Source organism: Bacillus sp. FSL K6-3200, assembly GCF_038630485.1.
Classification (GTDB): domain Bacteria; phylum Bacillota; class Bacilli; order Bacillales; family Bacillaceae; genus Bacillus; species Bacillus safensis.
Genome location: NZ_CP152032.1, coordinates 1,534,387 through 1,560,459, shown reverse-complemented (window position 1 = coordinate 1,560,459; position 26,073 = coordinate 1,534,387). Strand labels below are relative to the sequence as shown.

The window sequence follows — 26,073 nt, the reverse complement described above, 5'->3', positions numbered from 1 at the left end:
AATAATGGTTACGCTTACAAGATCTCATATGTGAGGAAGAACAGCTTTGCAGCCTTCACGTTCATACATCTCATCATGTCATGCAGCTCACAGCTTACACGCCCTTCATGTATCAAGCATTTCTTCAATTTTTCACTGCTCTTATTTTATACGAATGCGAAAGGTAAAGATAGTGAATTGCTTAAATTTGAAGGGAATTCATTGATCAAGCGTATGACACCATCGATAAAAAAAAGGAGTGGTTCATTCCACTCCTTAAATGATGTCTCAATTCTGTACATCGTTCATTTTCAATCCATTTTGACGAATGACTTCTTGATACCAGTAAAAGCTTTTTTTACGTGTTCGATTTAATGTTCCGTTTCCATCGTTATCTTGATCCACATGGATAAAACCATATCGCTTTTCCATTTCTGATGACGAGTAACTAATTAAATCAATAATTCCCCAGCTAGTGTAACCCATTAATTCGACTCCATCCTCAATGGCTTCTAACATCTGCTGGAAATGCTGCTCATGATAGCTAATCCGGTAGTCATCATTTATCTTTCCATCCTCTACCTTATCGTATGCACCTAAACCATTCTCCACAATAAACAGTGGTAGTTGATAGCGGTCGTATAAGTCATTTAAAGAGATACGAATTCCAATCGGGTCAATCTGCCATCCCCATTCACTCACTTCTAAATATGGGTTTTTCACTCCACCTATTGTATTGCCGCTGACAGTTTCCATGCCTTCACTATTTTCAGTAGCAACCAAGGAATTGTAGTAGCTGAATGAAATAAAATCAACAGTATGCACCTTTAGTAATTCGTCATCTCCCAGCTGTTTCTCAATGTGAATGTTCTTTTCTTTGAACAGTCGATTGATAAAACGTGGATACTCACCGCGCACCTGTACATCTGTGAAAAACATATTGAACTGATTGTTCTTTGATGCCTTTAGAACATCCTTTGGATTACAGGAATACGGATATGTTGTTAATTTCGTCAGCATACACCCTATTTTTGCCCCCGGGATCATCTCGTGACAATATTTAACGGCCAACGCACTTGCAACAAATTGATGATGCAATGCTTGATAAACGGCCTGTTCTACATTGTCAAAGCGCTCTGAAACGATTCCACCGCTTGTAAATGGATGTCGGACAATACTATCAATTTCATTGAAAGTCAGCCAATACTTGACTTTATCTTTGTATCGATCAAATACCACTCGACTAAATTTCACAAAGAAATCAACGACAATGCGATGAGACCATCCTCCATATTGATTCACTAAATATAGCGGCATTTCGTAATGAGATAACGTGACGAGTGGTTCAATATCATGTTTCTTCATTTCATCGAATAGGCGGTCGTAAAATAATAATCCCGCTTCATTTGGCTCTTCTTCATCACCGTTTGGAAAAATACGTGTCCATGCAATCGAGACACGTAACGTCTTCAATCCCATTTCTTTGAACAACGCCATATCTTCCGGATAACGATGATAAAAGTCTACACCTCTTCGTTTCGGATAACCTTCAGCGGTATCTGCACGCATCGCTTGCTGAATTTGTTCTTCATCCACTTTATTGTGCTTTTTATAATCAGACTTACTGAGACCTTTTTTAAAGATCGCCACATCAGCAGTCGATAACCCTTTTCCGTCTACATTCCAAGCACCTTCTGCTTGGTTTGCCGCAATGGCGCCACCCCATAAAAAACCTTCTGGAAATTTCTTGATTTGATTAGACATGTTTCTTCCTCCTCAAGACTATGTGTTATTTCTTTGAACCACTCGATTGACATGAATAATTAAATACATTTTTTCGTCATTGGATATCGTGTAATCAACATTTGTTTTTATATATTTCTCGATTTTCTCCACACATTTTACTTCTTCAGGGTATTTTCTCATGATTTGATCGATTAGATCGTGATCATCTGTTTCAAGCATTTTATTCTCAAGCAAACGCTGAACAAAGAACTGTAAATGTGTTAAAAACCTGGAGTAATTAATCGTATCTGTCGGAATGTCGATCTTATAATGCATTTTGATAATATTTAAAATGTCTTTGACCATATTGGTCATCATCACGATTTGATTTAAATTATCTTTGGTCTGCTGCGCATTTACTAGATGAAATGCAATATTCGCCGCTTCTTCTTCAGGCAGCTGAATGCCTAACTGTTTTTCAATCAGCTCTAGTGCATGCAGACCAATGCTAAATTCCTCGGGGTAAAATTTCTTTACTTCCCACAGCAGGCGATTTTGTATCGTTAAATTTTCCTTAAAGCGCTTCGTAGCCATGAAAAGGTGATCGGTTAAAGAAATATAAAGATGCTCATTTAAGTGTGTAGATAAACGGCGCTTCGCATAGGATATAATCTCATCTGTCATGATTAAAAATTCCTCTGGGGTCTCCCGCATAAGCTCAGCTAAATCATTAGAAGTGCTCTGATCTTCTAGCACATAAATCTTTTGAATATCAGACTCTTGAATAAGACTGCCTGGCTTATTTTTAAATCCAATGGCTTTACCCATTACGATGATTTCCTTACCGTCATCTCTTTTAGCGAGAACCACACTGGTATTCAGCACTTTTATAATTTCCATACCATATCACCTTCCTGGTTACATTCAAACTCAATTTATAAGACAGTTAAAAGTGGCTGCTGATGACCAGAAACAGGATTCGTTTTTCCCTCTTGGGGTAAAATTTCTAAATAATCAGCTGTATTTGTAATAATGACTGGTGTTGTTGTGTCATAGCCAGCCTTCTGTATATTCTGTTGATCAAATTCAATCAGAAGTTGACCTAGTTTTACTTTATCACCTTTTTGAACATGTGAAGTAAAATATTGTCCATTTAAGTTCACGGTATCAATACCAATATGAATCAGAACTTCCACACCAAGGTTGGATTTTAGACCAATGGCATGATTTGTATGGAATATCATTTCCACTTGTCCATCAAAAGGAGCGAATACTTTCCCTTCACTAGGTTGAATCGCTGCCCCTTTCCCCATCACTTCTTCAGAGAATACTTTATCATTCACTTTTGCTAAAGGAATGATGTCTCCTTTCATCGGTGCATAAATGACTTCACGATTTCTTGTGCTTTCTGATGTGGAGACAGGCTCGTTTTTCTTCTCGATGTTTTCAGTTTCTGCATCTTTAAAGCCGATGATGTAAACAGCAATAAACGCAACGACCGCTGAAACGACTGCACCAATAATGGCAAACGTAAAGTTTGAAGTCCCTTTTTCAATGAAAATCGGCATTGTTGCGATACCAGGTGAAACCATGACAAACGCCTTTAGCTTAATCAATCCTACAAATATACCTGAAACCCCTGCTCCAATCATACATGCGAGTAATGTTTTCTTAAGTTTTAAATGAACGCCATATAATGCAGGTTCTGTTATACCAAATAAAGCAGAAATTCCTCCGGACATTGCAATTTGTTTTAACTTAGGGTCTTTGGTTTTAAAGGAAACAGCCAAAGCACCTCCACCTTGCGCAAAGTTAGCCGCTAGCATGGCCACCCCGATAAGAGCATCGTATCCAGGCGAAGCAAGAGAAGCGATAACAACTGGATAGAACACCTTCTGCATCCCAAACATGACGATAAAAGGTAAGAAAACGGCTAAAATCGCAACAGCTGCCCATCCCGCAGTTTGCTGGATCCATAAGACCCCTGCGGCTAAACCTGCACCAAGATACATACCAAGCGGTCCTAAAAACAGTAAACCAATCGGAGCAACAATGATCATTGTGATTAAAGGAACCATAAAGATTTTGACCGGTCCCGGTGATAATTTATCTGCCAGCTTTTCTACATAAGACATCAGCCAAACAATGAGTATAATCGGAATGACCGATGAGCCATAAGAAACAGCTTTCAGTGGAATACCCGCAAAGACAACTGGATCCCCGCTGCTAAACAAGGCTGTTAAGTTAGGATGTAGCAATACCCCTGCCAAAGCCATCGATACCATAGGGTTTGTACCAAATTTTTGTGAGCTTGTATAGGCTAACAAAATAGGTAGGAAGAAGAACGCTGCATCTGAGATGATTTTCAATACCAAATAGGTTTGGCTGTCTTCTTTCATCAAATTCAGCATCGGCAATAAAATCAGTAAAGCCTTCAACATCCCTGCCCCAGCGATCGCAGGGATGATCGGTGCAAAAATGCCAGTGATTAAATTGGCAAAACGATTGAAATATCCTTTCAAGCTATGATCTTTGTTCTGTACAATTTGTCCGCTTGCTTCTGGATTTTGATCAATCAGTTTTGCAAACTCTTTATATACATAACCAACATCATTGCCAATAATAACTTGATACTGACCTGCCGTATCTGCTACTTGAATGACGCCATCAAGGCGACTAATTTCTTCAGAGTTTGCGAGTGAGGAGTCTTTTAAAGTCAGCCTTAATCTCGTCATACAGTGGATGGAGTTTTGAACGTTTTCACTTCCACCAATATGTTTAAGAATGTCTTGAGCTAAGTCTTTATGGTTCATTAAAGTCACCGCTTTCATTTTTGAGTATAGGCGCTCAGGCAACAAAAAAAGACCTGGATTGGGTGGGATTATACAAATACAGATATCCCATCCAATCTAGGTCTTGCCTGCCGAACAGTAACACGCCTTATTGAATGTACGCATTATTCTATTTTTAACTTTTCATCGTTTCATGAAACCGCTTTTAACATGTTAATATCTTTATAGTAATGAATTCTTTTAACAAAAGCAATATTTTTCTTACAAATCAAATAATAAATTTATTAAATATAGATCAAAGAGCACTAATATATCATCTAATCGTACCTATTGAAGATAAATGGTATTGTCATGCTCTTTCAAATAAAAACCGTCTAAACTAAAAGCCCCCAAGTACTTAACTCATAAAAATATTCCGTCCGTTCAATGCATAATCCAAAATGAAGATCCTCTGTGACTAACATAAAATCTCCATATCCACTTGAAAATTTCGTTTGCTCAAGAAGCTGGTTTACATGGCTAAACACTTCGTTCACGTTTACTAAAAGAGCTTCAATTTCATGCTCTCGAAAAAACATGATTCTAGCTTCTTTGGAATAACGTTCTGCATTCTTGACCAATTCCTTTAACATTTGTGTAGACTTTTTTATATGTTCTTGATAGTTATCCCCATGTATTTGAATCTTATTTTCTCTTGCATAAAGGAAAGGAAACACCTTCTGACAAAACAATTGATTTTCTTCGATATCTAAAAAGGGGTGTTCTGGAAGTGTCATGTAGCTCAATTCGTTCATTTAGTGCTTTCTTCTGCTTTTTCTTTTTAAGGTTTCGATTTTTGTTTTTCTGTTGTTATTCATAAAAATCAACTTAACAATCCTCGTTTTTTTATACTATCATCACAAGAATTATCTAATAAAACAATCCATTTGTTCAAATTAGGACTTTTTTCTCAAATGGGTACAACCCTTACCACGCTTTCATCGTCACCCTCTTCTTGTCAATTAACCGAAAATCAAAACACTTGTAATCTAAACAGTTACAGCATATAATTTCTCTGATTTCTTAATTCACATAAGAAGAGTTCATAAAAGGGGGATTTTTGATGGAGATTAAGGCGGCTGTCATTGAAAAACAAGGGGATGATTTTGTATTTGAACAACTAAAGCTAGAAAACCCAAAAAGTAATGAAGTATTAATTAAAGTGGTCGCAACTGGAGTTTGTCATACAGATGCTGTAGCTCGCGATATGGGATTATCACCCTTCCCTGTAGTTTTAGGCCACGAAGGAGCTGGAATTGTAGAAGCTGTCGGAGATGGTGTCAAGTCCGTTAAAGAAGGAGATCATGTTGTCTTATCATTTGCTTCTTGTGGAGAATGTGAAAACTGTTTAGCTGCACATCCTACTAGCTGTATGCGGTTCAATGAACTAAATTTTGATGGCAAGATGGAAGATCATACAAACAGAATACACAAACACAATCATGCAGTTTCTACTTTCTTTGGACAATCTTCATTTGCCACATATGCAGTTGTTAACGAACGAAATGTCGTTCAAGTAGAGAAAGATGTTGATTTGGCTCTTCTTGGACCATTAGGTTGTGGAATCCAAACAGGAAGTGGAACCGTTTTAAATAAATTAAAACCTGAATTTGGTTCGACAATTGCTGTATATGGCTGTGGAGCAGTCGGATTAAGTGCCATTATGGCTGCGAAAATTGCAGGCTGTAAACAAATCATTGCGATAGATGTACATGAAAACCGATTAGCACTTGCCAAGGAATTAGGTGCTACAGATGTCTTTAATGGAGCAAAAGTAGATGCTGTACAAGAAATTAAAAAAATAACAAACGGTGGAACTAATTATGCTGTTGAAACAACGGGTGTACCACCTGTTGTTCGTCAATCATTACATGCTCTAAAACCGCTAGGTGTGTCCGCAGTTGTTGGAGTCACACCAAAAATGGAGTTTGATGTCCATAACGATATCATGGCTGAAGGTAAGACATTAATGGGTGTCATTGAAGGCGATGCAGTTCCTAAGTTATTCATTCCGAAGCTTATTGATTTCTATAAAAAAGGGTTGTTCCCATTTGATAAGCTAGTGAAATTTTATGAATTCGAAGATATCAACCAAGCCTTTGCTGATTCGAAATCTGGTGCCGTTTTAAAACCAATTGTGAAAATTAGCTGAACTTGACAATAAAGAACCTTCCAGAGTGGAAGGTTCTTTTGTTCATCCTAGCCTATTAAAGTTCGAGAAATAAGATACTTAATAGGTATTTTCTTTATACAAAATAGATATTTCCCCTCATAATATATCATCATTATAATTAAATAATGGTTGAATTTTGATAGATACAAGGGGGAATCATTGTGGATGTATTCGCAAAAAAAATAAATCAATATATTGATGGACAATGGAGAAAAGGTTCATCAAATAAAATTCAGAAAGTTTATAACCCTTATACTTCAGAGGTCATTGCTGAAGTAAATATAGCTTCAGAAGAGGATATTCACGCAGCCTATCAAGCTGCAAAAGAAGCTCAAGAGCATTGGGGAAAAGTATCAGCTTCTGAAAAGATAAACGTGCTTGAAAAAGCATATCAGTTTTTTGAAAAACATAAAGATGACATAGTAGAAACGCTGAGTAAAGAAGCAGGAAGTTCCTTCGTGAAAGCCAATATTGAACTCGAAGCTACCATGAATGTTTTGAAACAATCAATGGATTATCCACACCAACTAGAAGAGAGATTAGAACTTCCTGCTTTAATAGAAAACAAAACAAATTATGTCTATCGAGCACCTATAGGGGTAGCTGGAATTATCAGTTCATTTAATTTCCCTCTTCACTTATCTATGCGCTCTATTGCTGTTGCAATTGCTACAGGAAATTCAGTTGTACACAAACCAGACATGCAAACAGCATTATCAGGTGGTGTCGTCATTGCAAAAGCGTTTGAAGACGCTGGTCTGCCAAAAGGGGTTTTCAACTTAATCCTGACCAATACAAAAGAAATTGGAGACTCATTTATCGAACATCCAATTCCAAAAATCATCTCTTTTACAGGTTCAACTGGCGTTGGGCGTCATATTGGTTCAATTGCGGGGAAAAACCTGAAACGAACAGCCTTAGAGCTTGGTGGAAACAATCCGTTTATTGTATTGGAAGACGCAGACATCGACCAAGCGATAAACGCTGCAATTTTCGGGAAATTTTTACACCAAGGGCAAATCTGTATGATTATTAACCGTATTCTCGTTCATCGTCATCTTTATGATACCTTTATTCAAAAATACACTGAAAGAGCAGCTTCATTAAAATGCGGGAACCCAGTAGACCCTTCTGTAGTGATTGGGCCTCTCATTAATGAGAAACAAGCTGATCATGTCATGTCGATCATTGAAGAAGGAAAAAATGAAGGTGCCAAATTAGTGTTAGAAGGAAAAAGAGAAGGAAATCTGATAACTCCGTTTGTATTTGCAGATGTCAATAACGACATGAAGATTGCACGCAGTGAGATATTTGGTCCAGTTGTTTCTATCATTCCTTTTGACAATGAGGAAGAAGCAATCCATATCGCAAACGACAGTGAATATGGTTTAAGCGCTGGTATCTTTACAGAAAATATTGAAAAAGGGATTACATTAGCAAGACGCATTGAAAGCGGAATGGCTCATGTGAATGATCAAAGCGTAAATGATGACAGCCTGGCGCCATTTGGCGGGGAAAAGGCTTCTGGAATTGGTCGTTTTGGGGGCCAATGGGCTCTAGAAGAATTCACCCGAGTCCAATGGGTTTCTGTACAAAATCAACCAAGAAAATATCCTTTCTAAGAGAAAAAAGGGATGGGCTTAACTAAGCCATCCCTTTTACTTATTCTTTCATTTCTTTCACTGTTTGTTCCCAGCGTTCAATGACTTCTTTCTCATTGAATAAGTCGATGTTGATGCCGGAGGTTATTTGTGCATATTTTGCTGCATCTTCTCTAGCTAAAACAACCTGAGCAGAGAATCTTTCTCTTACATAATGACTGTCAGGCGTCTTATCTAGCCTTTTCAAAAACAGTCTAATATAGTGAACCTTTCCTTGACATACCATTACCAAAGTCGCTTTCTGCGTACGAATGATATTCGATGTAGTCGTTGTATTTGGCCATAAACCAATTCTTAATTCTTGGCAGTCTAATGCAACAATTTCCCCCACACTAATCATCGCATTATGTGGCCAGCCATCCTCTCCTACAGTCATTAGCATCATCACTTCATGTTGTTTATCTGAAAGCTCTTTTCCATTCAAGAACTCAAATACCTCAGTAGACAATTCCGTTTTACACATGCTAACACCACCTTACTTTCACCTATTAGACGATACTGAGCCAAGATTCATTTTGATCGCTATTTTTTGCTAAATAAGAAGATCTCTAATCGAAAATAGAGATCTTCTTATTTGTACATTAATCTATTAATTTTGGTATAGGCGGAATTTGATCTAAATCTTTAAATTTAGTCGAATCCAACTTGAAACGTTTGTCATATTTTTCGGGATCTGTGATATTAGGGCCTTCCGTATTTCTCCAAGATAGGGTACAAGTATCACAAATATATACTTCCCAAGCATCCTTAACAGGAGATTTTGTTAATAAGCTTACTTTTTCAGATTCACATCTCGGACACTTCATTATTTATTTCCTCCCTTTTTCATTAAATCACGGAGAATTGCAGACCATTCGTCTGCTTTTTCTGGCGTAGCCAATAGTTCAGTATCTCGGGCAATATCAGGTGCAATCGGAGTTGTCGCATCAATGACTAGCTTTGTGTGCATACCAGCAGGGTCAGAAGATGGATCTAATGGCATTCCAGGCGCATATGGAATTTTGAACACATCTTTGTCTGGACGTACCCGAGTGGTTAACGCCCACATCACTTGCTCTAAATTAAATGGATCAACGAATTCATCTACGATAATCGCTATTTTCGTATAAGGCATTCCGTGAGGAGTTGATAATAGCCTCATCGCAACCGCCTTACCGTATCCACCTAACCGAGATTTTGTAGATACAATAGTTCCTATACCGTGTGTATACATTGCGTTTACTGCCTCAACTTCAGGGAAGTCACGCTTTAACTGTTTATACAACGGTAAACTTGTATTTAAAGCCATTAAATAATCAATTTCTGTCCATGGCATACCTAAGTATAAGTTTTCAAATATTGGATTTTGGCGGTGAGTGATTTTAGTGATTTTTACAATCGGCTGCAAACGTGCTCCTGAATAACTTCCAGGAAATTCGCCAAATGGACCTTCTATCTCTCTTTCACGAGGCATAATGTATCCCTCTAAAACAACCTCACTTCTCGCTGGAATATCTAAATGACCATGCTCGCTTTTCGTTAATTCAATTGGTTCTCCTTTTAAAGCTCCTGCAAAATCATATTCGGATTGAGCATATTCTATTGGTGTACTAGCCATAAAGCTCAAGACAGGATCGTTACCTAAGCAAATGGCAATTGGTAAAGGTTCATTTTTTTCTTCTGCATGTTTTAGATGGACCGCTATATCGTGAAATGGAAGCGGCTGAATTCCTACTTTATCTTTGCCCTTTACTTGAATGCGGTAAGTTCCAGCATTTTGTTCCTCATAGCTTTCAGGCTTATTAGGGTCCTTACTAACCACAAGCGCTTTAGAAATATAAAAGCCCGCATCGAATTCATTAATACGAAACAATGGCAGCACATCAAATAAATTGATATCTTCCTCAATTACAACCTCTTTCACTGGTGCATCTTTTTTATCTACCCAAACAGGTTTAATCGGAAATCTATCCCAAATTCTCTCTAATTCAAAAAACTGTTCTTTAACCGGTGTATCCTTGTCCATGTTAAGCATCAAGGCATGATTTTGCCATGAACCGTGTACATTGAGGACAACAGGCGTTTTATACCCTTTCACTTTTTCTACAAGAACAGCTGGTGCATTCTCCATATCCGGGGCAGAACGGCCAATCGCGCTTAAATCTGGTTCAGGCATGACTTCATCCTTAATACGAACTAGTTGATTTTCTGATTCTAGTAAATCTAGAAACTCTCTTAAATCTCTATAGGACATGGGAAATCCTCCTATTCAACATTTTTTTAAGTGATGCATTTTCCCTTACATCATCATTGTACGCCCCATCTTATGATATTAAAAATATCTATTAAATATTTAAAATATACCTTAAAGGTATGTTTTTTTAACTGAAATGAAAATCAAATACAAAAGGCTCGTCCTAAAAGGACGAACCTGATTGAAAAAGCCTCTCAAAAACATCTTTTGATCCAATTACTTCGCTTTTTGTATACCATCCCATCTCTTAGCTTCTGATAATTGAATACCAAACTGATCTAAGGCTCTGTAAACAATGTGGTTAACAATATCATCAATCTGTTGAGGATGATTATAAAAAGCAGGCATTGGAGGAAAAATGATAGATCCCATTCTTGATAATGCCAACATATTTTCAAGATGAATATCATTAAGAGGTGTTTCACGGGTCATCAATAACAATTTTTTTCTCTCTTTTAAAATGACATCAGCAGCTCGCGTAACAAGATTGTCTGCCAGCCCCATTCGAATTGATGCAAGAGTTTTCATACTACAAGGTGCAACAATCATTCCATCTACTCTAAAGGATCCGCTTGAAATTTTCGCACCTAAATCCTTATATGAATATGTGAAATCAGCTAATTCTTCAACATCCTTTACTGTGTAAGATGTCTCAACATTTATGGTTGCGGCTGCCCATGAAGACATGACCAAATGAGTTTCAATATCTGTGTGTTTGAGAATTTCTAGAAGACGAATACCAAAAATGGCTCCTGTCGCACCAGACATTCCAACAATAATCTTCATATACGCTTCACCTTCTTTAATATTCATGATTCATATCTCTAAATAAAGTATACTCCCCAGTTTAATATATTGATAATATTCATATTGTTTATATATAATACTTACAAAGTATAAAAAGACAGGAGAAGACATATGGATATTCGACAACTGCGATATTTTATAGCCATTGCAGAACAAGGTACAATCTCTAAAGCTGCAGAATTCCTGCATATGGCTCAGCCGCCACTTAGCAGGCAATTAAAAATGATGGAGGATGAATTAGGTGTTGTTTTATTTGAAAGGAATAAAAAGAAGAAAGTCACTCTAACCGCTCAGGGAGAACTATTTTTAAAAAAAGCTAGGGAAATAGTTTATAGCATGGAGGATGCTATTCATGAAATTAAAGAATTTAGTGAGGAAATAAGCGGAACTCTTTCAATTGGTTCTACTATTTATTGTGCACCGATTTTACTTTCAGCTCTTACCGAATTTAGGAAAAAGCATTCGCATGTTAAATTTAATATTTGGGAAGGAAACTCTGCTCACTTAATGACATTATTGAATAATCGGCAAATTGATGTTGCGATTACAGGAGGACCTTTTCCTAAAAAAGATATGAAAGTGAAAAGTTTGTATACAGATCCTTGTGTATTAGTTGTCCCTAAAGAATATAAGATAGATGAAAAAGAAATCAGCATACAAACGCTTTCTGACATTCCGCTTTTATTACTTCGGCCAACAGAGGGTGTAGGATTGTTTGATCAAATAGTGGATACATTTCAACAGTTAGAATTAACGCCTAATATATTATGTGAATGTCACGACTCTGCTATGTTATTAAGTTTAGTCAGAAAAGGATTCGGGGCGACAATATTACCTTTATCTATGGTAAATCATCGACTTACGAAGGAATTTAAAAAGATCTCCATTCAAGATGATCCATGGGTTTCTGATCCTTCATTAGTTTGGAGATCAAATAGCTACTTATCAGCTTCGACAAAAGAGTTTTTGAAGTTTTTTGAGGAACAGAGCAACTACACCGGCTATTAAGTATAGAGAGTCTGGGTGACTCCATACAAAAAAACCGAACGAGCGATAACCATGCTCATTCGGCTCTCTATTATTTTTCTTTACACTTCTTCACCGTTCGTTGCGATGACGTTTTGATACCAAGTAAACGAATCTTTTTTAAGGCGCTTCATTGAGCCGTTTCCTTCGTTGTCGCGGTCAACGTAGATCATGCCGTAGCGTTTTTTCATTTCACCTGTTGTGAATGACACGATATCAATGATGCCCCAAGGTGTGTAGCCAATAAGGTCGACACCGTCGTATTCAATGGCTTTTTTCAGTGCTTCGATATGAGAAGCGAGATATTGAATTCTTTCTGGATCGTGAATAGAACCGTCTTCTTCCACTTGATCTATTGCACCAAATCCATTCTCTACGATGAATAACGGGATTTGATAGCGATCGTAAAAACGATTCAATGTATACCTTAAGCCTGTCGGGTCAATGGACCAGCCCCAGTCACTTGATTTGATATAAGGGTTATCTACACCATGCGGCAGGGCTCCGTTGACAATGTCTCCGTTGTGATCAGACACCGTATCACTTTTAACCGTTGTCGACATGTAGTAACTAAAGCCTAGATAATCCACTTTCCCTTTTCTTAAGCTTTCTTCATCGCCTTCTTCAAATGGAATATGATAGCCTTCGCGTTCAAATTCTTTTAATGCATAGCTCGGATAGTAGCCGCGCACCTGTACATCTGGGAAGAAATAGCGCTGTCTCATATATTCCTCTGCGAGCATGACATCCTCTGGATTTGAGGAATACGGATAGATTGGCACGTGAGAAACCATCGCTCCAATTTGGAAATCAGGATTGATCTCTTTTCCTTTGGCTACTGCCCATGCACTTGCTAGTAATTCATGGTGTCCTGCTTGATACATGACTTCTTTGGCATTTTCGCCTTCTTTGACTGATACCCCTGAATTTGTCCAAAGGAATAGTGGGTTGTTGACATCCATTTTGTTATTGATTTCATTAAATGTCATCCAGTATGTGACCTTGTCTTTGTATCGATTGAAGCACACTTCTGCGAATTTCGCGAAATACTCAGCGACTTTTCGGCTGCGGAACCCGCCGTACTCTCTTGCCAAATGAAGCGGCATCTCAAAGTGAGACAGTGTAATCACAGGCTCGATGCCATGCTTGAGCAGTTCATCAAAAACATCATCATAGAACTGTAAACCTGCTTCATTCGGTTCCGCTTCATCTCCCTTAGGGAAAATCCGGCTCCAGCCGATCGATGTACGTAAGCATTTCAAACCCATTTCGGCAAACATTGCGATATCTTCCTTATAACGATGGTAGAAATCGATCGCTTCATGGTTCGGATAAAATTTATCTTCTTCTATCGTTTCAGTTATTTGTCTCGGTACTCCATGAGCACCTGCTGTCATCACATCTACAACACTTGGACCTTTTCCTGCTTCATTCCATCCACCTTCAAATTGATGCGCAGCTAATGCGCCGCCCCATAGAAAATCTTTTGGTAAAGTCATAATTCATTCCTCCTATTTCACAATTGTGATCATGATATCCGTTGGCTGACATGTCGATTGTTCTTCTACAATCACGTCTTCGTACGCTTGTGTATTGGTGATGATGACGGGTGTGATTGTTTTTAATCCTTTGCGTTCAATGGCTTCTTGATCAAATGTCATCAACAAGTCACCCTTCTTCACCTTGCTGCCTTCTTTGATATGAAGAGTAAATGCTGAGCCATCTAGGGAAACCGTATCAATTCCTACATGAACAAGTAACTCCACACCGAATTCTGAACGCAGTCCAATCGCATGCTTTGTTGGTGCAAGCATGACGACACTGCCGTCAAACGGTGCATACAGCTTATTTTCTGTTGGTTCAATCGCAAACCCTTTACCCATCGCCCCCGAGCTAAATACAGCATCCGGTACTTCAGATAACGGGAGCACTTTCCCTGCAAGCGGTGCAGGAATAATTTCTTCATTGTTCATCGAAGCATTCATTTTTTCTCCAACTTGATCTTTATCAGATGTTGCACCAGCTGTCTGTTCCACTGTATCTTCCCCATAACCAAACATTTGAATGAGCACAACTGGTAAGATCAGCGCAATTGCGACACCAATCAATATGCCGATGATCGAAGTTGGATAATCTGAACTAATTCCGTTTACAATCGTCAGTGGACCAGGCAACCCTGCATACGCAAAGTAATAAGGCGTAAAGAAGCTGGCAGCAATCGCACCGACCGCTCCAGATATACATCCGAAAATAAATGGTTTCTTGAAACGCAAGGTGACCCCATAAATCGCAGGCTCTGTAATTCCAAAGAGACCCGTGATTCCCGCTGAAACCCCGACTTTTCGTGTTTCGCGGTTTCTTGCTTTTAAAATAACCCCTAACACTGCGCCAACCTGAGCGATAACAGCGATGGTTTGATATGCCTGGAAGGAGTCACGTCCATATTGTTCAAAGTTGGCGAGCACCATTGGTGTGATGCCCCAGTGAACACCGAAAATGACAAGCACTTGCCAGAAACCTCCGATAATGGCGCCTGCTAAAGCTGGGACATGTTCTGCTAAAAAGTTGTATCCGTTTGCAATCCCGTTTGCACCGGCTGTCGAGAGAGGACCAATTAATAGAATGGTTAACGGAACCATGACGACCATACAAATAAATGGGACAAATAACGGTTTGACCACCTCGTGAATACGTTTGTTTAAAAATCTCTCTACATATGAAAGGATCCATACCAAGAATAGCGGCGGCAAAACAGAGGACGTATAAACCGTTTCAGATAACGCTATGCCTAAAAAAGTAACGCCTTCCCCTGATGCCACGCGTCCAGCAATCTCCGTCCAAGCCGGACTGACAAGCGCTGCTGTACACGCTACTGCGATATACATATTCGTTTTAAAATGCTTGGCAGCTGTGATGGCAATAAAGATAGGCAAGAACGTAAACGGCGCCCAGGAAATAAAGCTAAAGACTTCATACGTTCCCGTTTTCGAGAAACTTGGAAATAATAAATTAATGAGGATAAGTGCACCTTGTAAAATACCAGCGGCGGCCAAAATATACACAAATGGTGCAAACACAGCAGACATGGTCGCGATGACACGATTCAGCACCGTTCCCTTGTTTTCATTTGGCTGATCATCATCAGACGGCTGCAGCTGAACAAGGCTGGAAAAATGCTCGTATACCTCACCAACATGCTGACCGATGACAACCTGAAATTGACCGCCGTTTTCCACCACGGTAATGACGCCAGGCATTGCATTAACTGCTTCCTTTGCCTTTGGATTCGAACGTTTCAGAACCAAACGCAGCCGCGTGGCGCATCTTGCAGCACTCACCACATTTTCTTCTCCGCCAACTGCCTCTAAGATGTCTTCTGCAAGCTTTTGATAATCCCTCACTTTTGACATATAAACCCCCCTTTATCACTGCTAGTATATGTACATTATAATTATACCGGTACAATTTATCAATACATATATAATTTCAATTAGCATATCAAAGGAAATTTGGTATGTGCTATAATACAAGAACAATAAATCGTGAAAACAAAGAGGAATGGCCATGTTAAAGTATCAACAAATTGCGAGCGATATTGAAAAATATATTGTCACCCATGAGCTGCAGCAAGGGGATAAGCTCCCTGTACTCGAAACACTCATGAGCCAATTTGCTGTGAGCAAAAGTACCATTATCAAATCGTTAGAATTACTCGAAAAAAAAGGAATTATCTATCAAGTGAGGGGCAGCGGCATCTTTGTTCGAAGACACCGGCGCAAGGGCTACATCAGCCTTTTATCCAATCAAGGTTTTAAAAAAGACTTAGAGGAATTTCAACTGACATCAGAGGTTTTAATGCTAGACACCATCAAGCCGTCCGAAGAAGCTGCACTTAATTTGAATATTGAACAAGACGAGGATGTTTTTTATCTAAAACGCATTCGTTACATCAATGGACAAACCTTATGTTTAGAAGAATCCTATTACCGAAAAACCATCATTCCCTATCTCAACACAGAAATTGCTGCCGACTCTGTTTTTAAATTCGTCAGTGAAGGTTTGGGGCTCAAAGTCGGTTTCTCTGATATGTACTTACAAGTAGGCAAATTGAATGAAACCGAAGCGACGCACCTCGGCCTCAAACAAGACGATCCCGCTCTCCGCGTCGAGACGGTCTTTCATCTCACAAACGGCCAGCCCTTCGACTTTTCGAAAATCACCTATAACTACATGCAATCCCAATTTTTTATTCAAGCGAATAATTATTATGGGTGATGGACGGAAAAAGCCCCTCATAAGTTGAGGGGCTTTTTGAATACAATTCACTTGTAATAGTTATAATCATTGAACGTCGCGATCATATCTTCTTGTGTGCCGTTCTTCCCGCGATTTGTATTAAAATATAATGTTCCGTCATCGAAATCAACAGCTTCTATTTCAAAAAGAGTAAATGCACTGCTCGTAATTCGGAATGAAAGGTCTTTTCTAGTAAACAACTCTTTTGAAAAATCTTTTGCGGGTGTTTCCTTTTGCTCTTTCAGCATTTGATTGATATTTAACGGGTATGTGAGAATGACACTCACATTAGAAGCTCCGCCGTTGGAGTCTGGCTTAGATAATGGTACATATAATGTTCCTTGATAGAAAGAAATACCTTGAAGAATGTACTTAGAAACATCAACCACTGATTGATTTACAATCGCTTTCGTATAATTTAATGTAAACGTTGCCTCATATTCAAATTGTCCTTTTTGGTCGTTAAAATTCCCAATAAAAAAGCGATTCCCAGACCTTACAATAAACTTGTCCGCTCCAACAGAATATGTGATACCGCTAATTGATAAATTCGCCCCTTGGTATTGAAGGACATAGGATTTAGCCACTTTGTACGTATTTTTCTTCGTGTTTACACTTAACTTCACTATCTTTTTTACATACTTTACACCATCAGACATAGGCGCTACATATAAGCTAACTTGATCATCACCTTTTTGAGCTTTCACAGCTAAGTCATTGGCATGTCCTAAGTCATTGCTAGTACTGTTGGTGTCAGAGTTTTTAAGAAGCTTAACAGTTCTATTGCTCGACGAGCTGTTCATTTTAATAGCGTACAATTGCGTCAAGTGGTTTGCCGTATTTATTTTTGCAGCATAAATCATATTATTATTACGATCTACAGCCATCCCTTGCATAGAAGTGTAGAACCCAGAACCTGACATTGCAGAATACGTTGTATACGTGTTGAAATATCCGGATTGTGCCTGAACAGTCGCGGACCACATACTGCTGCAAAGGATGACAGCCATTAGGATAAAATTCTTTACTCTTTTCAATATAAACACTCTCCTATCATTGGAATTTATGTCGTTTGGCTATTAAAAATAAAATCGTCACCATAGAAATGAATGACGATTTTTTTTAAATGGTAAGATTAAACTCTACTTTTCAGCTTTAAACGTCTTTACCGTCTTACTGCTTTCCGACATGCCTTTCCCAGTGACGGTGAAGTGGAGTTTTCCTCCCTTAGCGCCTAGTTGTTTAAAAGTGACTTTTACAACTTTGCCTTTAGTAGCTGTTGACTTCGCAATAAGCTTTCCTGAAGAATGATAGATTTTGACAACATCTTGATTTGTGAGTTTACTGACCGTGACCACGTCTTTTTTCTTTTTGTTGTTTACGATGTTGATTTGGTTGCTTTTTAACGAAGTAGACGGCTCACCTTTAAAGGAAATAGCTTGCTTTCCGCTTTCCAGCAACTTATCACTGCTGCGTGTGACATACACTTTACCGCTCTTAGTTCCTACTTGTTTGACGTACAACTTGATGGATGTACTGTTAGCTGGTTTTGATGTGGCTAGTAATTTCCCGCTTGTTGAGTAGACTTTAATCACATCTTTTTTCTTCAATTTACTCACTGTAATGATGTCATTTTTATTTTTAAGATTATTGATTTTGACTTGGTTGGCTTTTAAAGAATCTGACTTTTCACCCTGATAACGAATTGGTACTCGATTGCCCTCTTTTAAACCCGGCTCTTTTATACTGATATAAAGCGTTCCACTTGTTTGACCCAATTGTTTGATGGAAATTGCCATGTTCGAACTTGAAGCAGTCTGCTGGGCAACCGCTTTACCGCCAGATGCTTGTTTAAATATTTTGATGACTGATTGCTTTTTGATTCCTTTTATCGTCACCGTATCATTTTTCCCTTTGTTGTTTGTCACCTTCACTTGAGATGCTGCAAGTGGAGATGTGACGACTTTTTTGACGGTGACAGTAGGCAGGGTGACCTTTCTATTTCCGCTTAACAACGTGATCGTTACTTTGGACCCTTGTTGTAATTTCCCAGTTTTTAATTTGAAATCTTTTCCAGGCGTAATAGGGAATGGTCCAAATTTCTTTTTCATTGTGCTAGCGCTGAGTTTCGACATTGCTTTTATTGTGTTATTCGCTGAATCAGATTGCACCTCTACAACAGCTTGATTACCAAACGTACTTATGCCATTAATGGTATCACTTGAATCATCGATTTCTTCCACGAAAACTTTCTGTACATCTTCCTGAAATTGATCCGTTTCACTCGGATTATCAGCCATGAACGACTTGACTGTAATTAAGTCACCGCCGATTAACTTTGAAACAGGAACATCATAGACGCCCTTAGAGTCTGTCTGACCTTCCCCAATGACTTTGCCATCTCCATCTAAAATATGAATCATACTTTCAGGAGTTGCGGTCCCGCCCACTGAAGTTGAAAGCTGAGTAAATGGATCAATAGTTGGAGCAGTTGATCTCAGTTGGAAAGTGGTCTCATGCAAAGCATTATCATAAGAGGGTTCCAACACTTGAAATTTACTTTGATTTAATGATTTTATTGAGTTTTTGTCCAAACTCAATTCAAAGTTGCCATCACCATCTGCAGTCATCGATTGAATGATGTCACTTGATTTTTGATTTTTAAAGACGATCTTTGCATAAGGAATTCCCGTTTGGCCTTTCACTGATTTAGACCATTTTGTCGTAGGAATAAGTGAGATTTTCTTAGGATTCACAATTTTTTTGTAAACGTCGATATTGTTACCAGTCGTCATTTTCACTGTTAGGAATGTACCTGCACTTAGGGCAGGCAGCTTTAAATGAATGGCATCATTAAATGTACCTGAAGCAATCACTTCGCCATCTTTCATGACCTCTACTTTTGTGTTCTTCACTGTTTTCCCAGTTAGCTCCTGAGAAGTATCATAAATCGGATCTAATGAGCTAAAAGATTCCTTGAAAACATACACTTTGTTTGAAGCAAGCATTGTTCCATTTTGATCATATGTATCTAACTCCAACGTTTGACCTGAACTAAAGTTCAAAGAAAACAACTTAAAGTTTCCGTTACTATCTGCTTTTGCGTAGTGCATATATTTAGATTTCCAGTTACTCGGAACACCCCAATCTACGAGTGCAACGATTGCGTTTGGCGCTGTTTTACCTGTCAGATAATTATCACCATATTGATAACGATCGACTGTTGTTTTCGTTCCACCCTCTGTGGCACTCACACTTTCTTGAATAGGAAAACTCAACATCATCACACATAGAATAGAAGCTACTAATTTCAGGACCATTTTCATAAATATATCCTCACTTTTCCTATTAATGTTTTTATATACAAATATTATACATTTCATCTAGTATAGATACAAGAGCTAATAACATGACTAAAGACTTATCAAAATACCAATTTAATAGGTACAGTGAACCCTCCTCTCTTACATGAACACTTCCGATTTAAACCATCAAAAAGATTCATTTTACGAATGCATCAAACAAACTTATGATAAACATAACAAAAATGTGTAGGAGGGTTCGTCAGATGAGAGACATTAGGGTGTACCACGTCGATGCGTTTACAACTGAGAAATTTGGAGGAAATGCCGCTGGGGTAGTGTTGGATGGTGAGTTTTTAACAGAGGATGACATGCAGAGCATCGCCAAGGAGTTGAATTTACCGGAATCCGTCTTCTTGCTTCCTGCCCAAGATAAGGAAGCCGATTATCGCGTCAAATACTTCACACCGACGGAAGAGGTCAATTTTTGCGGGCATGCGACTGTTGGATTGACTTGGCTTCTGGCGACGGAGCTAGGGTTGGCTAAAGAGCGTTCAGGGGTCGTGTTAGAAACAAAGATCGGCAATGTGCCTGTAGTATGGCACGAAGAAAATAGCAAGGTCGTTGATGTGGAAATGACGCAGGTGACACCGAAGACACGAGATTTTGTCATCGATTTAGAAGAGCTTAGTGACATGCTTGGTGTGAGCAGTGACCGCCTTGATCCTTCCTATCCTATCAAATTAGCAAACACCGGTAACTGGCATCTTCTTGTTCCGATGAAGGACCAACAGGACATTGATCAAGCGGCACCAAACTTAGCGGCTTTAGCTAGAATGAATAAAGAGCATGGCATCTCGACAACCCACCTTTATACGTTCCACCCCTCAAAAGAATGCGATCTTTATACGAGGGATTTTGCACCTGGGATTGGTATACCCGAAGATCCTGTGACGGGGGCAGCAAACGGGGCGTTGGCTGGATATCTTTATTTGGAGGGTATCATTTCTCAGCAAGAAATCACTCGCCTGAACATTGCCCAAGGGGATGCCATCGGCAGACCTGGCATGCTTCGTATCACAGTCATTCCGAATGAATCAGAGCCGGTGATCAAAGTGGCAGGCGCAGCTGTCATCACGATCCGCGGCGTGTTGACTTTATAAAACATCAGCTTGAATGGGAGATATCCTGTTCAAGCTGATACTATTTAAAATGAGTTTTGACCGTTTCGATCCATCTTTTGGCCGATGGGGAAGCTGCTTTGAATGATTTGAGCGCCAGGTTAACCTCACGAAAGACGCTCGTCTCCAGTGGAATGACTTTCGTATGAGGTATGTACGGCGGCAAAACTAATTTTGGAATGATCGTGACCCCAAGCCCTTCTTGAACCATAGAAATAAGCGTATTGTTGTCTTCAATTTCAAACAAAACATGAGGCTTCACGCCGCCTCTTTCTTTTAACAGCTTCTTAACGAGTATGTCACAGCCCGCTTTCGGCATGATAAAGGCTTCATCATGTAACGAGTCAACTTCAATCACTTTCTTCGTATGAAAGCGATGATTCTCTTGAATGAGCACCACCAACTCATCCTGAAAAAGTGGAACGGTCTCGAATTCCCTCGATGACTGCGTTAAAAAACCAACATCAACCGTGCCTGAAGCGATCCATTCCTCAATCTCCTCATAACCACCCTCATATAACTCCAGCTTGATATGCGGATAGCTTTGCGTAAAACGATGAATAAGGCGTGGAAGGACATTTGAAGAAAAACTAGGGAATGTCCCAATCTTGATGCTCCCTACTTCCATTCCTTGAATTAGCGCCGCCTCTTGCTCAAGCAATGCCGCATGATGCAAGATTTGCCGGATATGCGGCATCACCCGCTCACCTGCGTCCGTTAACGAAAGCCCGTTTCGATTCCGCCGAAGCAGCACAATCCCGAGTTCCGACTCAAGCTTCGCAATATTATGACTCACCCCAGACTGCGTCAGCCCAAGCTTCTCCCCGGCTTTTGTAAAACTGCCGCATTCGACGACTGTTAGAAATACTTTGTATTGGAATGTGATCAGTGTGCTCACCTCGTTGTTCATATGATAAATAGAAAAGTATACTGCTAGATAAAAAGCTCATTTGGTTTTTCCCATTATTACAAGTAAATCAAAGACTTCTATCTCTCTATGAAAACTCAACATGTCTAATTTGTCGAGGAATTCAATATTCACTTATGATCACTGAGATATTTTGCTAAATTTATGATACGATAATAGGCAAAAAGACTACAGGGGCTAGCTAAATGAGTGAACTTTTTATTGAAAAACGCGATTTTAATACAAATCACATTCTTTCTTTACGAACAACCTTATTCCATAATCAACCTATTGTCTACATTCTTTATGATGAAAAGAAGAAACCATCTGCTTATATTGGCCAGTCAGTCCAAGCTAGCAGACGATTGAAGGATCATTTAAAAGACCCAAAAAAGAACAAATTAACTAAAACAATTCTGATCGGACATAAACGATTTCATCAATCCGCATCTTACAATATTGAGACAAATCTCATAAACTACTTTATTGCAGAAAATCGTTTCCAATTAAAAAATGTTAGCCAGACACGATCGAGGGAAATGCATCATTATTATCAAAAAGATTTTTACAATGAAACTGTTTTTAAAGAGATATGGGAGCAACTTCAAAAAGAAAAGATCGTTAGTAATTCAATTGAAACCTTAAAAAATAGAGATATTTATAAACTTTCTCCCTATAAAGAATTATCACCTCAACAAGTAGAAATTAAGCATGAAATCTTATCTTTTTGTAAAGAGCATATCAAACAGTCAGGTCACCATGTGATTTCGATAGAAGGTGATGCAGGAACTGGGAAGAGTGTTTTACTGAGTTCTCTTTTTAATACGATTCAAGATTTATCAAATGATATGGACTCTGTCTTAAACAAAAAGAACAATTATTTACTTGTGAATCATGCGGAAATGCTTAAAACATATCAAAACATCGCAAAGAGTCTGCCAAACCTGAAAAAGAAACAAATTATGAGACCAACCTCGTTTATTAATCAGATGACAAAGTCAGGTGAAATGGCTGACATCGTGTTAATTGATGAAGCCCACCTTTTATTAACAAAAGATGATAAGTACAATAACTTCCATTACCAAAACCAACTAGAGGAAATTATCAAACGAAGTAAAATAACCATTGTCATTTTTGATCCAAAGCAGGTACTCAAAATTAAAAGCTACTGGAATGAAAAATTACTCGAGGAAATTACAAATAGATATCATGCCAAGACTGTAAAACTCACAGAACAGATGCGTATGCATGCTGATACTGGTACGTTGAAATGGATTGACCAATTTGTGTCAAAACAATTGTTACCTTTGCCTATTAAACAGGATTCTTTCGAACTTAAAATTTTTGAGGAGCCGGAGAAATTTAAAACTGCCATTCAGCAGAAAGATAATGAGGTAGGTCTATCCCGCATTGTATCTACCTTTGACTTTTTACATAAAAAAAATGGAGCTGCCTATATCGTAGATGAAGCTGGTATTAATATGCCTTGGAATTTTACAAATGATAAATGGACATGGGCTGAACATGCCGATTCAATTAGAGAAGTCGGCTCAATCTATACGGTTCAAGGATTTGATTTAAATTATGTCGGTGTCATACTTGGTCCTTCTATCAGCTATGATGAAGAAAAGGATGAACTTCTCATAGACACGTCAAATTATAAAGACACAGGTGCATTCACATCAAGAAGTGACATGTCTCCAGAGGAAATCAAACAGGCAAAAGAAAAGATTATACTAAACTCGATTAACGTTTTGATGAAGCGAGGCATTCACGGGCTTTATATTTATGCAACAGATGAAAAATTGAGAAGGAAATTACAAGAGATAAAAGAGGGAGGCAAATATGACGGAGATCAAAGATTTAATACATTTAATTAACCAATTTAGAGATGATCGAAACTGGAGACAATATCATAACCCAAAAGACTTGGCCATCTCAATCTCGATAGAAGCAGCTGAACTGCTTGAAGACTTCCAATGGAAAAGTAATGAAGAAGCTCTTGAGGCGAACGAAGAAAATATCCGAGAGGAAATAGCCGATATTTTAATATATTCACTAATGCTTTGCTCAGATCTTCATCTAGATGTGAAAGAAATAATTGAAGAAAAATTAATAAAAAATGGAGAGAAATATCCCATTAAAAAGTAAAGAAACATGATTCGTTCTAAATTATTAATGAAGAAGAGTGATGTCCTATCACTCTTCTTCATTTCATTATACTTTAAGAATATATTTGTCTAATTCGTCGTTGCCGACGACGAAGACCTAGACGCTGCTTCATCAGCTTTCACACAATCAATCGCAACAACGAGCGCAATCATCACAGGCTCCATTTCTTCTTTCAAAATATCAACCTTATAGCTGTCACCCCAAGTAAACCATTCCTTCTTCACCTGACCGATCACTTCGCCATTCTGCAGCACTTGGAAATTCATATCCCACCAGTTACCTTGCACTTCAATCCCAGCAGCATCAATTGAATATTTTGCTTTAAAGAACGTAAACTCTTTTTTAATCGTCAATACCTCTTGACAACCAACTTCTACTAAAAACTTCGGTAAAAAGGTAAACATTTTCTTCGTAATCATAGCGATTTTATCTCGTTCTGTATTCAAAATGGTGAACGTCTTCGGCATCTTCATAAAGCTGCCCTCAACCACATACACATCGTTCTCCTGCTGATCTTTTACCGTAAATCTGCCGCTCAGACTAAATACTTTCTGCTTCATGTAAAGCTGTTTCATATGTACCTCCGATTCAGTTCAAAAATTTATCCGTTCTTACATTACCTCTGATTATACCAAAAAATAGAATGTACAAAAAACCACCTGATAGCAGGTGGTTTTTGATTACTGATCCATTTTCAGAGATTCTTTTTCATATGTTTGAAAAGCTTCTTCCATTCCCATAATGACTTCTTTAATTTTGACATAACCTCTTGTGTAAGGAATAGAATCTCTAATCTCTTCCCACATAAAATGATAGAATTTCAGGTCATCCGTTTCACACATCACAAAATCTGTGTAATCCTTGCCTGGAAGAGCTTCAGCATCAAAAAAGCGCACCGTCACATGTTCCTCATATTTCTGCATCAACTCTTGCAACGAAGCCGCATGGATTCTTCGCTCCTCTCGTGGTAAAGCAAGCCAAGAAGGATAGAACTCTAATAAAACAACCATCATATATTTCATCATCATACCCCCGATTCTTCTATGATGTGATGATTGTACGTCAGTTCTGAGAATGTGCATTAACATAGGTTAATGTTCAGCAGGATGGAGCAGCCTGCTCAGCGAAACCGGAGAAATACCGATATATGAGGCAATATGATATTGAGCGATACGTTGATGTAACCCGGGATATTTCAATAAAAACGCCTGATATCGCTCAATGGCTGGCAAATATAGCAGTTCCCTCTCACGCTCTTCCTTTCTCGTATACAGCCTTTCTACACTAACCCGAACAAACCGCTCCCACATATGACTTCTGTCCATCAACAATTGAAGCAGATCATACGGAATTTCAATCACGATCGAATCCTCCATCGCTTCAATCGAATAAGGAGAAGGCTGCCCGTTGATCATACTTGCATAAGAAGTAGCAAAATCATCTTCCAACGTAAAAGCCACATTGTACTCCCTTCCATCCGGTAACAAATAGAACAGACGGAAGAGCCCCGTTATGCAAAAATAAGCATGCTTCACCGGATCGCCAGCCTTGATCATACATGTACCTGCTTTTAATTGTTTAATCGTTGTTCCTTCTTTGAAGGCTTGCCAATGATTTTGTTCGATTGGATACTTGGATATTTTGGTTTTGAAAGTATCGCATGGGTCAGTTATTTTGTCCATCTATTTTTTTACCTCCTAATAAGGAAAACTCAAGCCTACTTGGGGATTGTTTTTATTATTAATGCTAAAAATAAGTCTGTCACAATACGTGATGCAAA

At 38.6% G+C, this 26,073-nt stretch carries 23 protein-coding genes; 7 read left to right on the top strand and 16 right to left on the bottom strand.

The features are described from left to right. Nucleotides 1–267 precede the first annotated feature (267 nt). The 4 genes from MHI60_RS07905 to MHI60_RS07890 all read right to left on the bottom strand — a co-directional run bounded on the left by MHI60_RS07905 (nt 268) and on the right by MHI60_RS07890 (nt 5,290). The gene (locus MHI60_RS07905) at nt 268–1,743 is read right to left on the bottom strand and encodes a glycoside hydrolase family 1 protein (protein WP_095409982.1); all 1,476 of its coding nucleotides are present in this window, start codon (nt 1,741–1,743) and stop codon (nt 268–270) included. 18 nt (nt 1,744–1,761) lie between these two features. Then, the gene (locus MHI60_RS07900) at nt 1,762–2,604 is read right to left on the bottom strand and encodes a PRD domain-containing protein (protein WP_144484165.1); all 843 of its coding nucleotides are present in this window, start codon (nt 2,602–2,604) and stop codon (nt 1,762–1,764) included. A 35-nt stretch (nt 2,605–2,639) separates the two neighbouring features. Further along, nucleotides 2,640–4,517: a beta-glucoside-specific PTS transporter subunit IIABC gene (locus MHI60_RS07895; RefSeq protein ID WP_095409983.1), complete on the bottom strand. Its 1,878-nt coding sequence runs from the start codon at nt 4,515–4,517 to the stop codon at nt 2,640–2,642. A 353-nt stretch (nt 4,518–4,870) separates the two neighbouring features. After that, nucleotides 4,871–5,290 carry a hypothetical protein gene (locus tag MHI60_RS07890; RefSeq protein WP_263639868.1) on the bottom strand — a complete coding sequence of 140 codons (420 nt, stop codon included), beginning with the start codon at nt 5,288–5,290 and terminating at the stop codon, nt 4,871–4,873. Between the two features lie 308 nt (nt 5,291–5,598). Here MHI60_RS07890 and MHI60_RS07885 point away from each other — a divergent pair, with 308 nt between their 5' ends. Together MHI60_RS07885 and MHI60_RS07880 are read left to right on the top strand one after the other, a co-directional pair. Further along, nucleotides 5,599–6,687, top strand: coding sequence for an NAD(P)-dependent alcohol dehydrogenase (locus tag MHI60_RS07885; protein WP_095409984.1), 1,089 nt, complete (start codon nt 5,599–5,601; stop codon nt 6,685–6,687). 182 nt (nt 6,688–6,869) lie between these two features. Then, on the top strand, nt 6,870–8,330 hold the full coding sequence (locus tag MHI60_RS07880; RefSeq protein WP_144484168.1) for an aldehyde dehydrogenase family protein: 1,461 nt from the start codon (nt 6,870–6,872) through the stop codon (nt 8,328–8,330). Between the two features lie 40 nt (nt 8,331–8,370). Here MHI60_RS07880 and MHI60_RS07875 read toward each other — a convergent pair whose 3' ends face one another. From MHI60_RS07875 to MHI60_RS07860, 4 genes are all read right to left on the bottom strand, one after another. Continuing rightward, nucleotides 8,371–8,832: a pyridoxamine 5'-phosphate oxidase family protein gene (locus MHI60_RS07875; protein WP_144484171.1), complete on the bottom strand. Its 462-nt coding sequence runs from the start codon at nt 8,830–8,832 to the stop codon at nt 8,371–8,373. 118 nt (nt 8,833–8,950) lie between these two features. Further along, nucleotides 8,951–9,175 carry a non-oxidative hydroxyarylic acid decarboxylases subunit D gene (locus tag MHI60_RS07870; protein WP_095409987.1) on the bottom strand — a complete coding sequence of 75 codons (225 nt, stop codon included), beginning with the start codon at nt 9,173–9,175 and terminating at the stop codon, nt 8,951–8,953. Beyond that, nucleotides 9,175–10,602 (bottom strand): non-oxidative hydroxyarylic acid decarboxylases subunit C, encoded by a 1,428-nt coding sequence (locus MHI60_RS07865; RefSeq protein ID WP_095409988.1) that lies wholly within the window; start codon nt 10,600–10,602, stop codon nt 9,175–9,177. Before MHI60_RS07865 ends, MHI60_RS07870 begins: the two co-directional genes overlap by 1 nt. Nucleotides 10,603–10,818: 216 nt before the next feature. After that, complete coding sequence (locus tag MHI60_RS07860; RefSeq protein ID WP_142946276.1) at nt 10,819–11,388, bottom strand: non-oxidative hydroxyarylic acid decarboxylases subunit B; 570 nt, start codon at nt 11,386–11,388, stop codon at nt 10,819–10,821. A gap of 132 nt (nt 11,389–11,520) precedes the next feature. Here MHI60_RS07860 and MHI60_RS07855 point away from each other — a divergent pair, with 132 nt between their 5' ends. Next, nucleotides 11,521–12,417 (top strand): LysR family transcriptional regulator, encoded by an 897-nt coding sequence (locus tag MHI60_RS07855; protein WP_144484174.1) that lies wholly within the window; start codon nt 11,521–11,523, stop codon nt 12,415–12,417. Nucleotides 12,418–12,497: 80 nt separating this feature from the next. Here MHI60_RS07855 and bglA read toward each other — a convergent pair whose 3' ends face one another. Next, nucleotides 12,498–13,937, bottom strand: coding sequence for a 6-phospho-beta-glucosidase BglA (gene bglA / locus MHI60_RS07850; RefSeq protein ID WP_095409990.1), 1,440 nt, complete (start codon nt 13,935–13,937; stop codon nt 12,498–12,500). A gap of 9 nt (nt 13,938–13,946) precedes the next feature. Further along, nucleotides 13,947–15,845: a beta-glucoside-specific PTS transporter subunit IIABC gene (locus MHI60_RS07845; RefSeq protein ID WP_144484177.1), complete on the bottom strand. Its 1,899-nt coding sequence runs from the start codon at nt 15,843–15,845 to the stop codon at nt 13,947–13,949. A 154-nt stretch (nt 15,846–15,999) separates the two neighbouring features. Here MHI60_RS07845 and MHI60_RS07840 point away from each other — a divergent pair, with 154 nt between their 5' ends. Continuing rightward, complete coding sequence (locus MHI60_RS07840; RefSeq protein WP_095409992.1) at nt 16,000–16,710, top strand: GntR family transcriptional regulator; 711 nt, start codon at nt 16,000–16,002, stop codon at nt 16,708–16,710. A 47-nt stretch (nt 16,711–16,757) separates the two neighbouring features. On the opposite strand, the gene MHI60_RS07835 is transcribed toward MHI60_RS07840, so the two are convergent. Further along, nucleotides 16,758–17,768 (bottom strand): hypothetical protein, encoded by a 1,011-nt coding sequence (locus MHI60_RS07835; protein ID WP_186437290.1) that lies wholly within the window; start codon nt 17,766–17,768, stop codon nt 16,758–16,760. Nucleotides 17,769–17,873: 105 nt separating this feature from the next. Next, the gene (locus MHI60_RS07830; protein WP_144484180.1) at nt 17,874–20,057 is read right to left on the bottom strand and encodes an Ig-like domain-containing protein; all 2,184 of its coding nucleotides are present in this window, start codon (nt 20,055–20,057) and stop codon (nt 17,874–17,876) included. 242 nt (nt 20,058–20,299) lie between these two features. Here MHI60_RS07830 and MHI60_RS07825 point away from each other — a divergent pair, with 242 nt between their 5' ends. Beyond that, on the top strand, nt 20,300–21,196 hold the full coding sequence (locus tag MHI60_RS07825; RefSeq protein ID WP_144484182.1) for a PhzF family phenazine biosynthesis protein: 897 nt from the start codon (nt 20,300–20,302) through the stop codon (nt 21,194–21,196). Nucleotides 21,197–21,236: 40 nt separating this feature from the next. Here MHI60_RS07825 and MHI60_RS07820 read toward each other — a convergent pair whose 3' ends face one another. Continuing rightward, nucleotides 21,237–22,112 (bottom strand): LysR family transcriptional regulator, encoded by an 876-nt coding sequence (locus MHI60_RS07820; protein ID WP_263639870.1) that lies wholly within the window; start codon nt 22,110–22,112, stop codon nt 21,237–21,239. A gap of 215 nt (nt 22,113–22,327) precedes the next feature. Between MHI60_RS07820 and MHI60_RS07815 the strand changes: the two genes are divergently transcribed. Then, nucleotides 22,328–24,001 carry a DUF2075 domain-containing protein gene (locus tag MHI60_RS07815; RefSeq protein ID WP_144471615.1) on the top strand — a complete coding sequence of 558 codons (1,674 nt, stop codon included), beginning with the start codon at nt 22,328–22,330 and terminating at the stop codon, nt 23,999–24,001. Then, nucleotides 23,967–24,272, top strand: a complete 306-nt coding sequence (locus MHI60_RS07810; protein ID WP_144471613.1) for a nucleotide pyrophosphohydrolase — start codon at nt 23,967–23,969, stop codon at nt 24,270–24,272. Before MHI60_RS07815 ends, MHI60_RS07810 begins: the two co-directional genes overlap by 35 nt. Nucleotides 24,273–24,361: 89 nt before the next feature. On the opposite strand, the gene MHI60_RS07805 is transcribed toward MHI60_RS07810, so the two are convergent. The 3 genes from MHI60_RS07805 to MHI60_RS07795 form a co-directional block, all read right to left on the bottom strand. Continuing rightward, on the bottom strand, nt 24,362–24,868 hold the full coding sequence (locus MHI60_RS07805) for an LURP-one-related family protein (RefSeq protein WP_144484185.1): 507 nt from the start codon (nt 24,866–24,868) through the stop codon (nt 24,362–24,364). A gap of 105 nt (nt 24,869–24,973) precedes the next feature. Continuing rightward, entirely contained in the window at nt 24,974–25,315 is a 342-nt protein-coding gene (locus MHI60_RS07800; protein ID WP_095409996.1) for a darcynin family protein, read from the bottom strand. A gap of 69 nt (nt 25,316–25,384) precedes the next feature. Then, complete coding sequence (locus tag MHI60_RS07795; RefSeq protein WP_144484188.1) at nt 25,385–25,975, bottom strand: Crp/Fnr family transcriptional regulator; 591 nt, start codon at nt 25,973–25,975, stop codon at nt 25,385–25,387. Nucleotides 25,976–26,073 lie beyond the last annotated feature (98 nt).

Coding starts and splice junctions, on each gene's coding strand:
- MHI60_RS07905 (WP_095409982.1), bottom strand. CDS start 1,743: ATGTCTAATCAAATCAAGAAATTTCCAGAAGGTTTTTTATGGGGTGGC.
- MHI60_RS07900 (WP_144484165.1), bottom strand. CDS start 2,604: ATGGAAATTATAAAAGTGCTGAATACCAGTGTGGTTCTCGCTAAAAGA.
- MHI60_RS07895 (WP_095409983.1), bottom strand. CDS start 4,517: ATGAACCATAAAGACTTAGCTCAAGACATTCTTAAACATATTGGTGGA.
- MHI60_RS07890 (WP_263639868.1), bottom strand. CDS start 5,290: ATGAACGAATTGAGCTACATGACACTTCCAGAACACCCCTTTTTAGAT.
- MHI60_RS07885 (WP_095409984.1), top strand. CDS start 5,599: ATGGAGATTAAGGCGGCTGTCATTGAAAAACAAGGGGATGATTTTGTA.
- MHI60_RS07875 (WP_144484171.1), bottom strand. CDS start 8,832: ATGTGTAAAACGGAATTGTCTACTGAGGTATTTGAGTTCTTGAATGGA.
- MHI60_RS07870 (WP_095409987.1), bottom strand. CDS start 9,175: ATGAAGTGTCCGAGATGTGAATCTGAAAAAGTAAGCTTATTAACAAAA.
- MHI60_RS07865 (WP_095409988.1), bottom strand. CDS start 10,602: ATGTCCTATAGAGATTTAAGAGAGTTTCTAGATTTACTAGAATCAGAA.
- MHI60_RS07860 (WP_142946276.1), bottom strand. CDS start 11,388: ATGAAGATTATTGTTGGAATGTCTGGTGCGACAGGAGCCATTTTTGGT.
- MHI60_RS07855 (WP_144484174.1), top strand. CDS start 11,521: ATGGATATTCGACAACTGCGATATTTTATAGCCATTGCAGAACAAGGT.
- MHI60_RS07845 (WP_144484177.1), bottom strand. CDS start 15,845: ATGTCAAAAGTGAGGGATTATCAAAAGCTTGCAGAAGACATCTTAGAG.
- MHI60_RS07840 (WP_095409992.1), top strand. CDS start 16,000: ATGTTAAAGTATCAACAAATTGCGAGCGATATTGAAAAATATATTGTC.
- MHI60_RS07830 (WP_144484180.1), bottom strand. CDS start 20,057: ATGAAAATGGTCCTGAAATTAGTAGCTTCTATTCTATGTGTGATGATG.
- MHI60_RS07825 (WP_144484182.1), top strand. CDS start 20,300: ATGAGAGACATTAGGGTGTACCACGTCGATGCGTTTACAACTGAGAAA.
- MHI60_RS07815 (WP_144471615.1), top strand. CDS start 22,328: ATGAGTGAACTTTTTATTGAAAAACGCGATTTTAATACAAATCACATT.
- MHI60_RS07810 (WP_144471613.1), top strand. CDS start 23,967: ATGACGGAGATCAAAGATTTAATACATTTAATTAACCAATTTAGAGAT.
- MHI60_RS07805 (WP_144484185.1), bottom strand. CDS start 24,868: ATGAAACAGCTTTACATGAAGCAGAAAGTATTTAGTCTGAGCGGCAGA.
- MHI60_RS07800 (WP_095409996.1), bottom strand. CDS start 25,315: ATGAAATATATGATGGTTGTTTTATTAGAGTTCTATCCTTCTTGGCTT.
- MHI60_RS07795 (WP_144484188.1), bottom strand. CDS start 25,975: ATGGACAAAATAACTGACCCATGCGATACTTTCAAAACCAAAATATCC.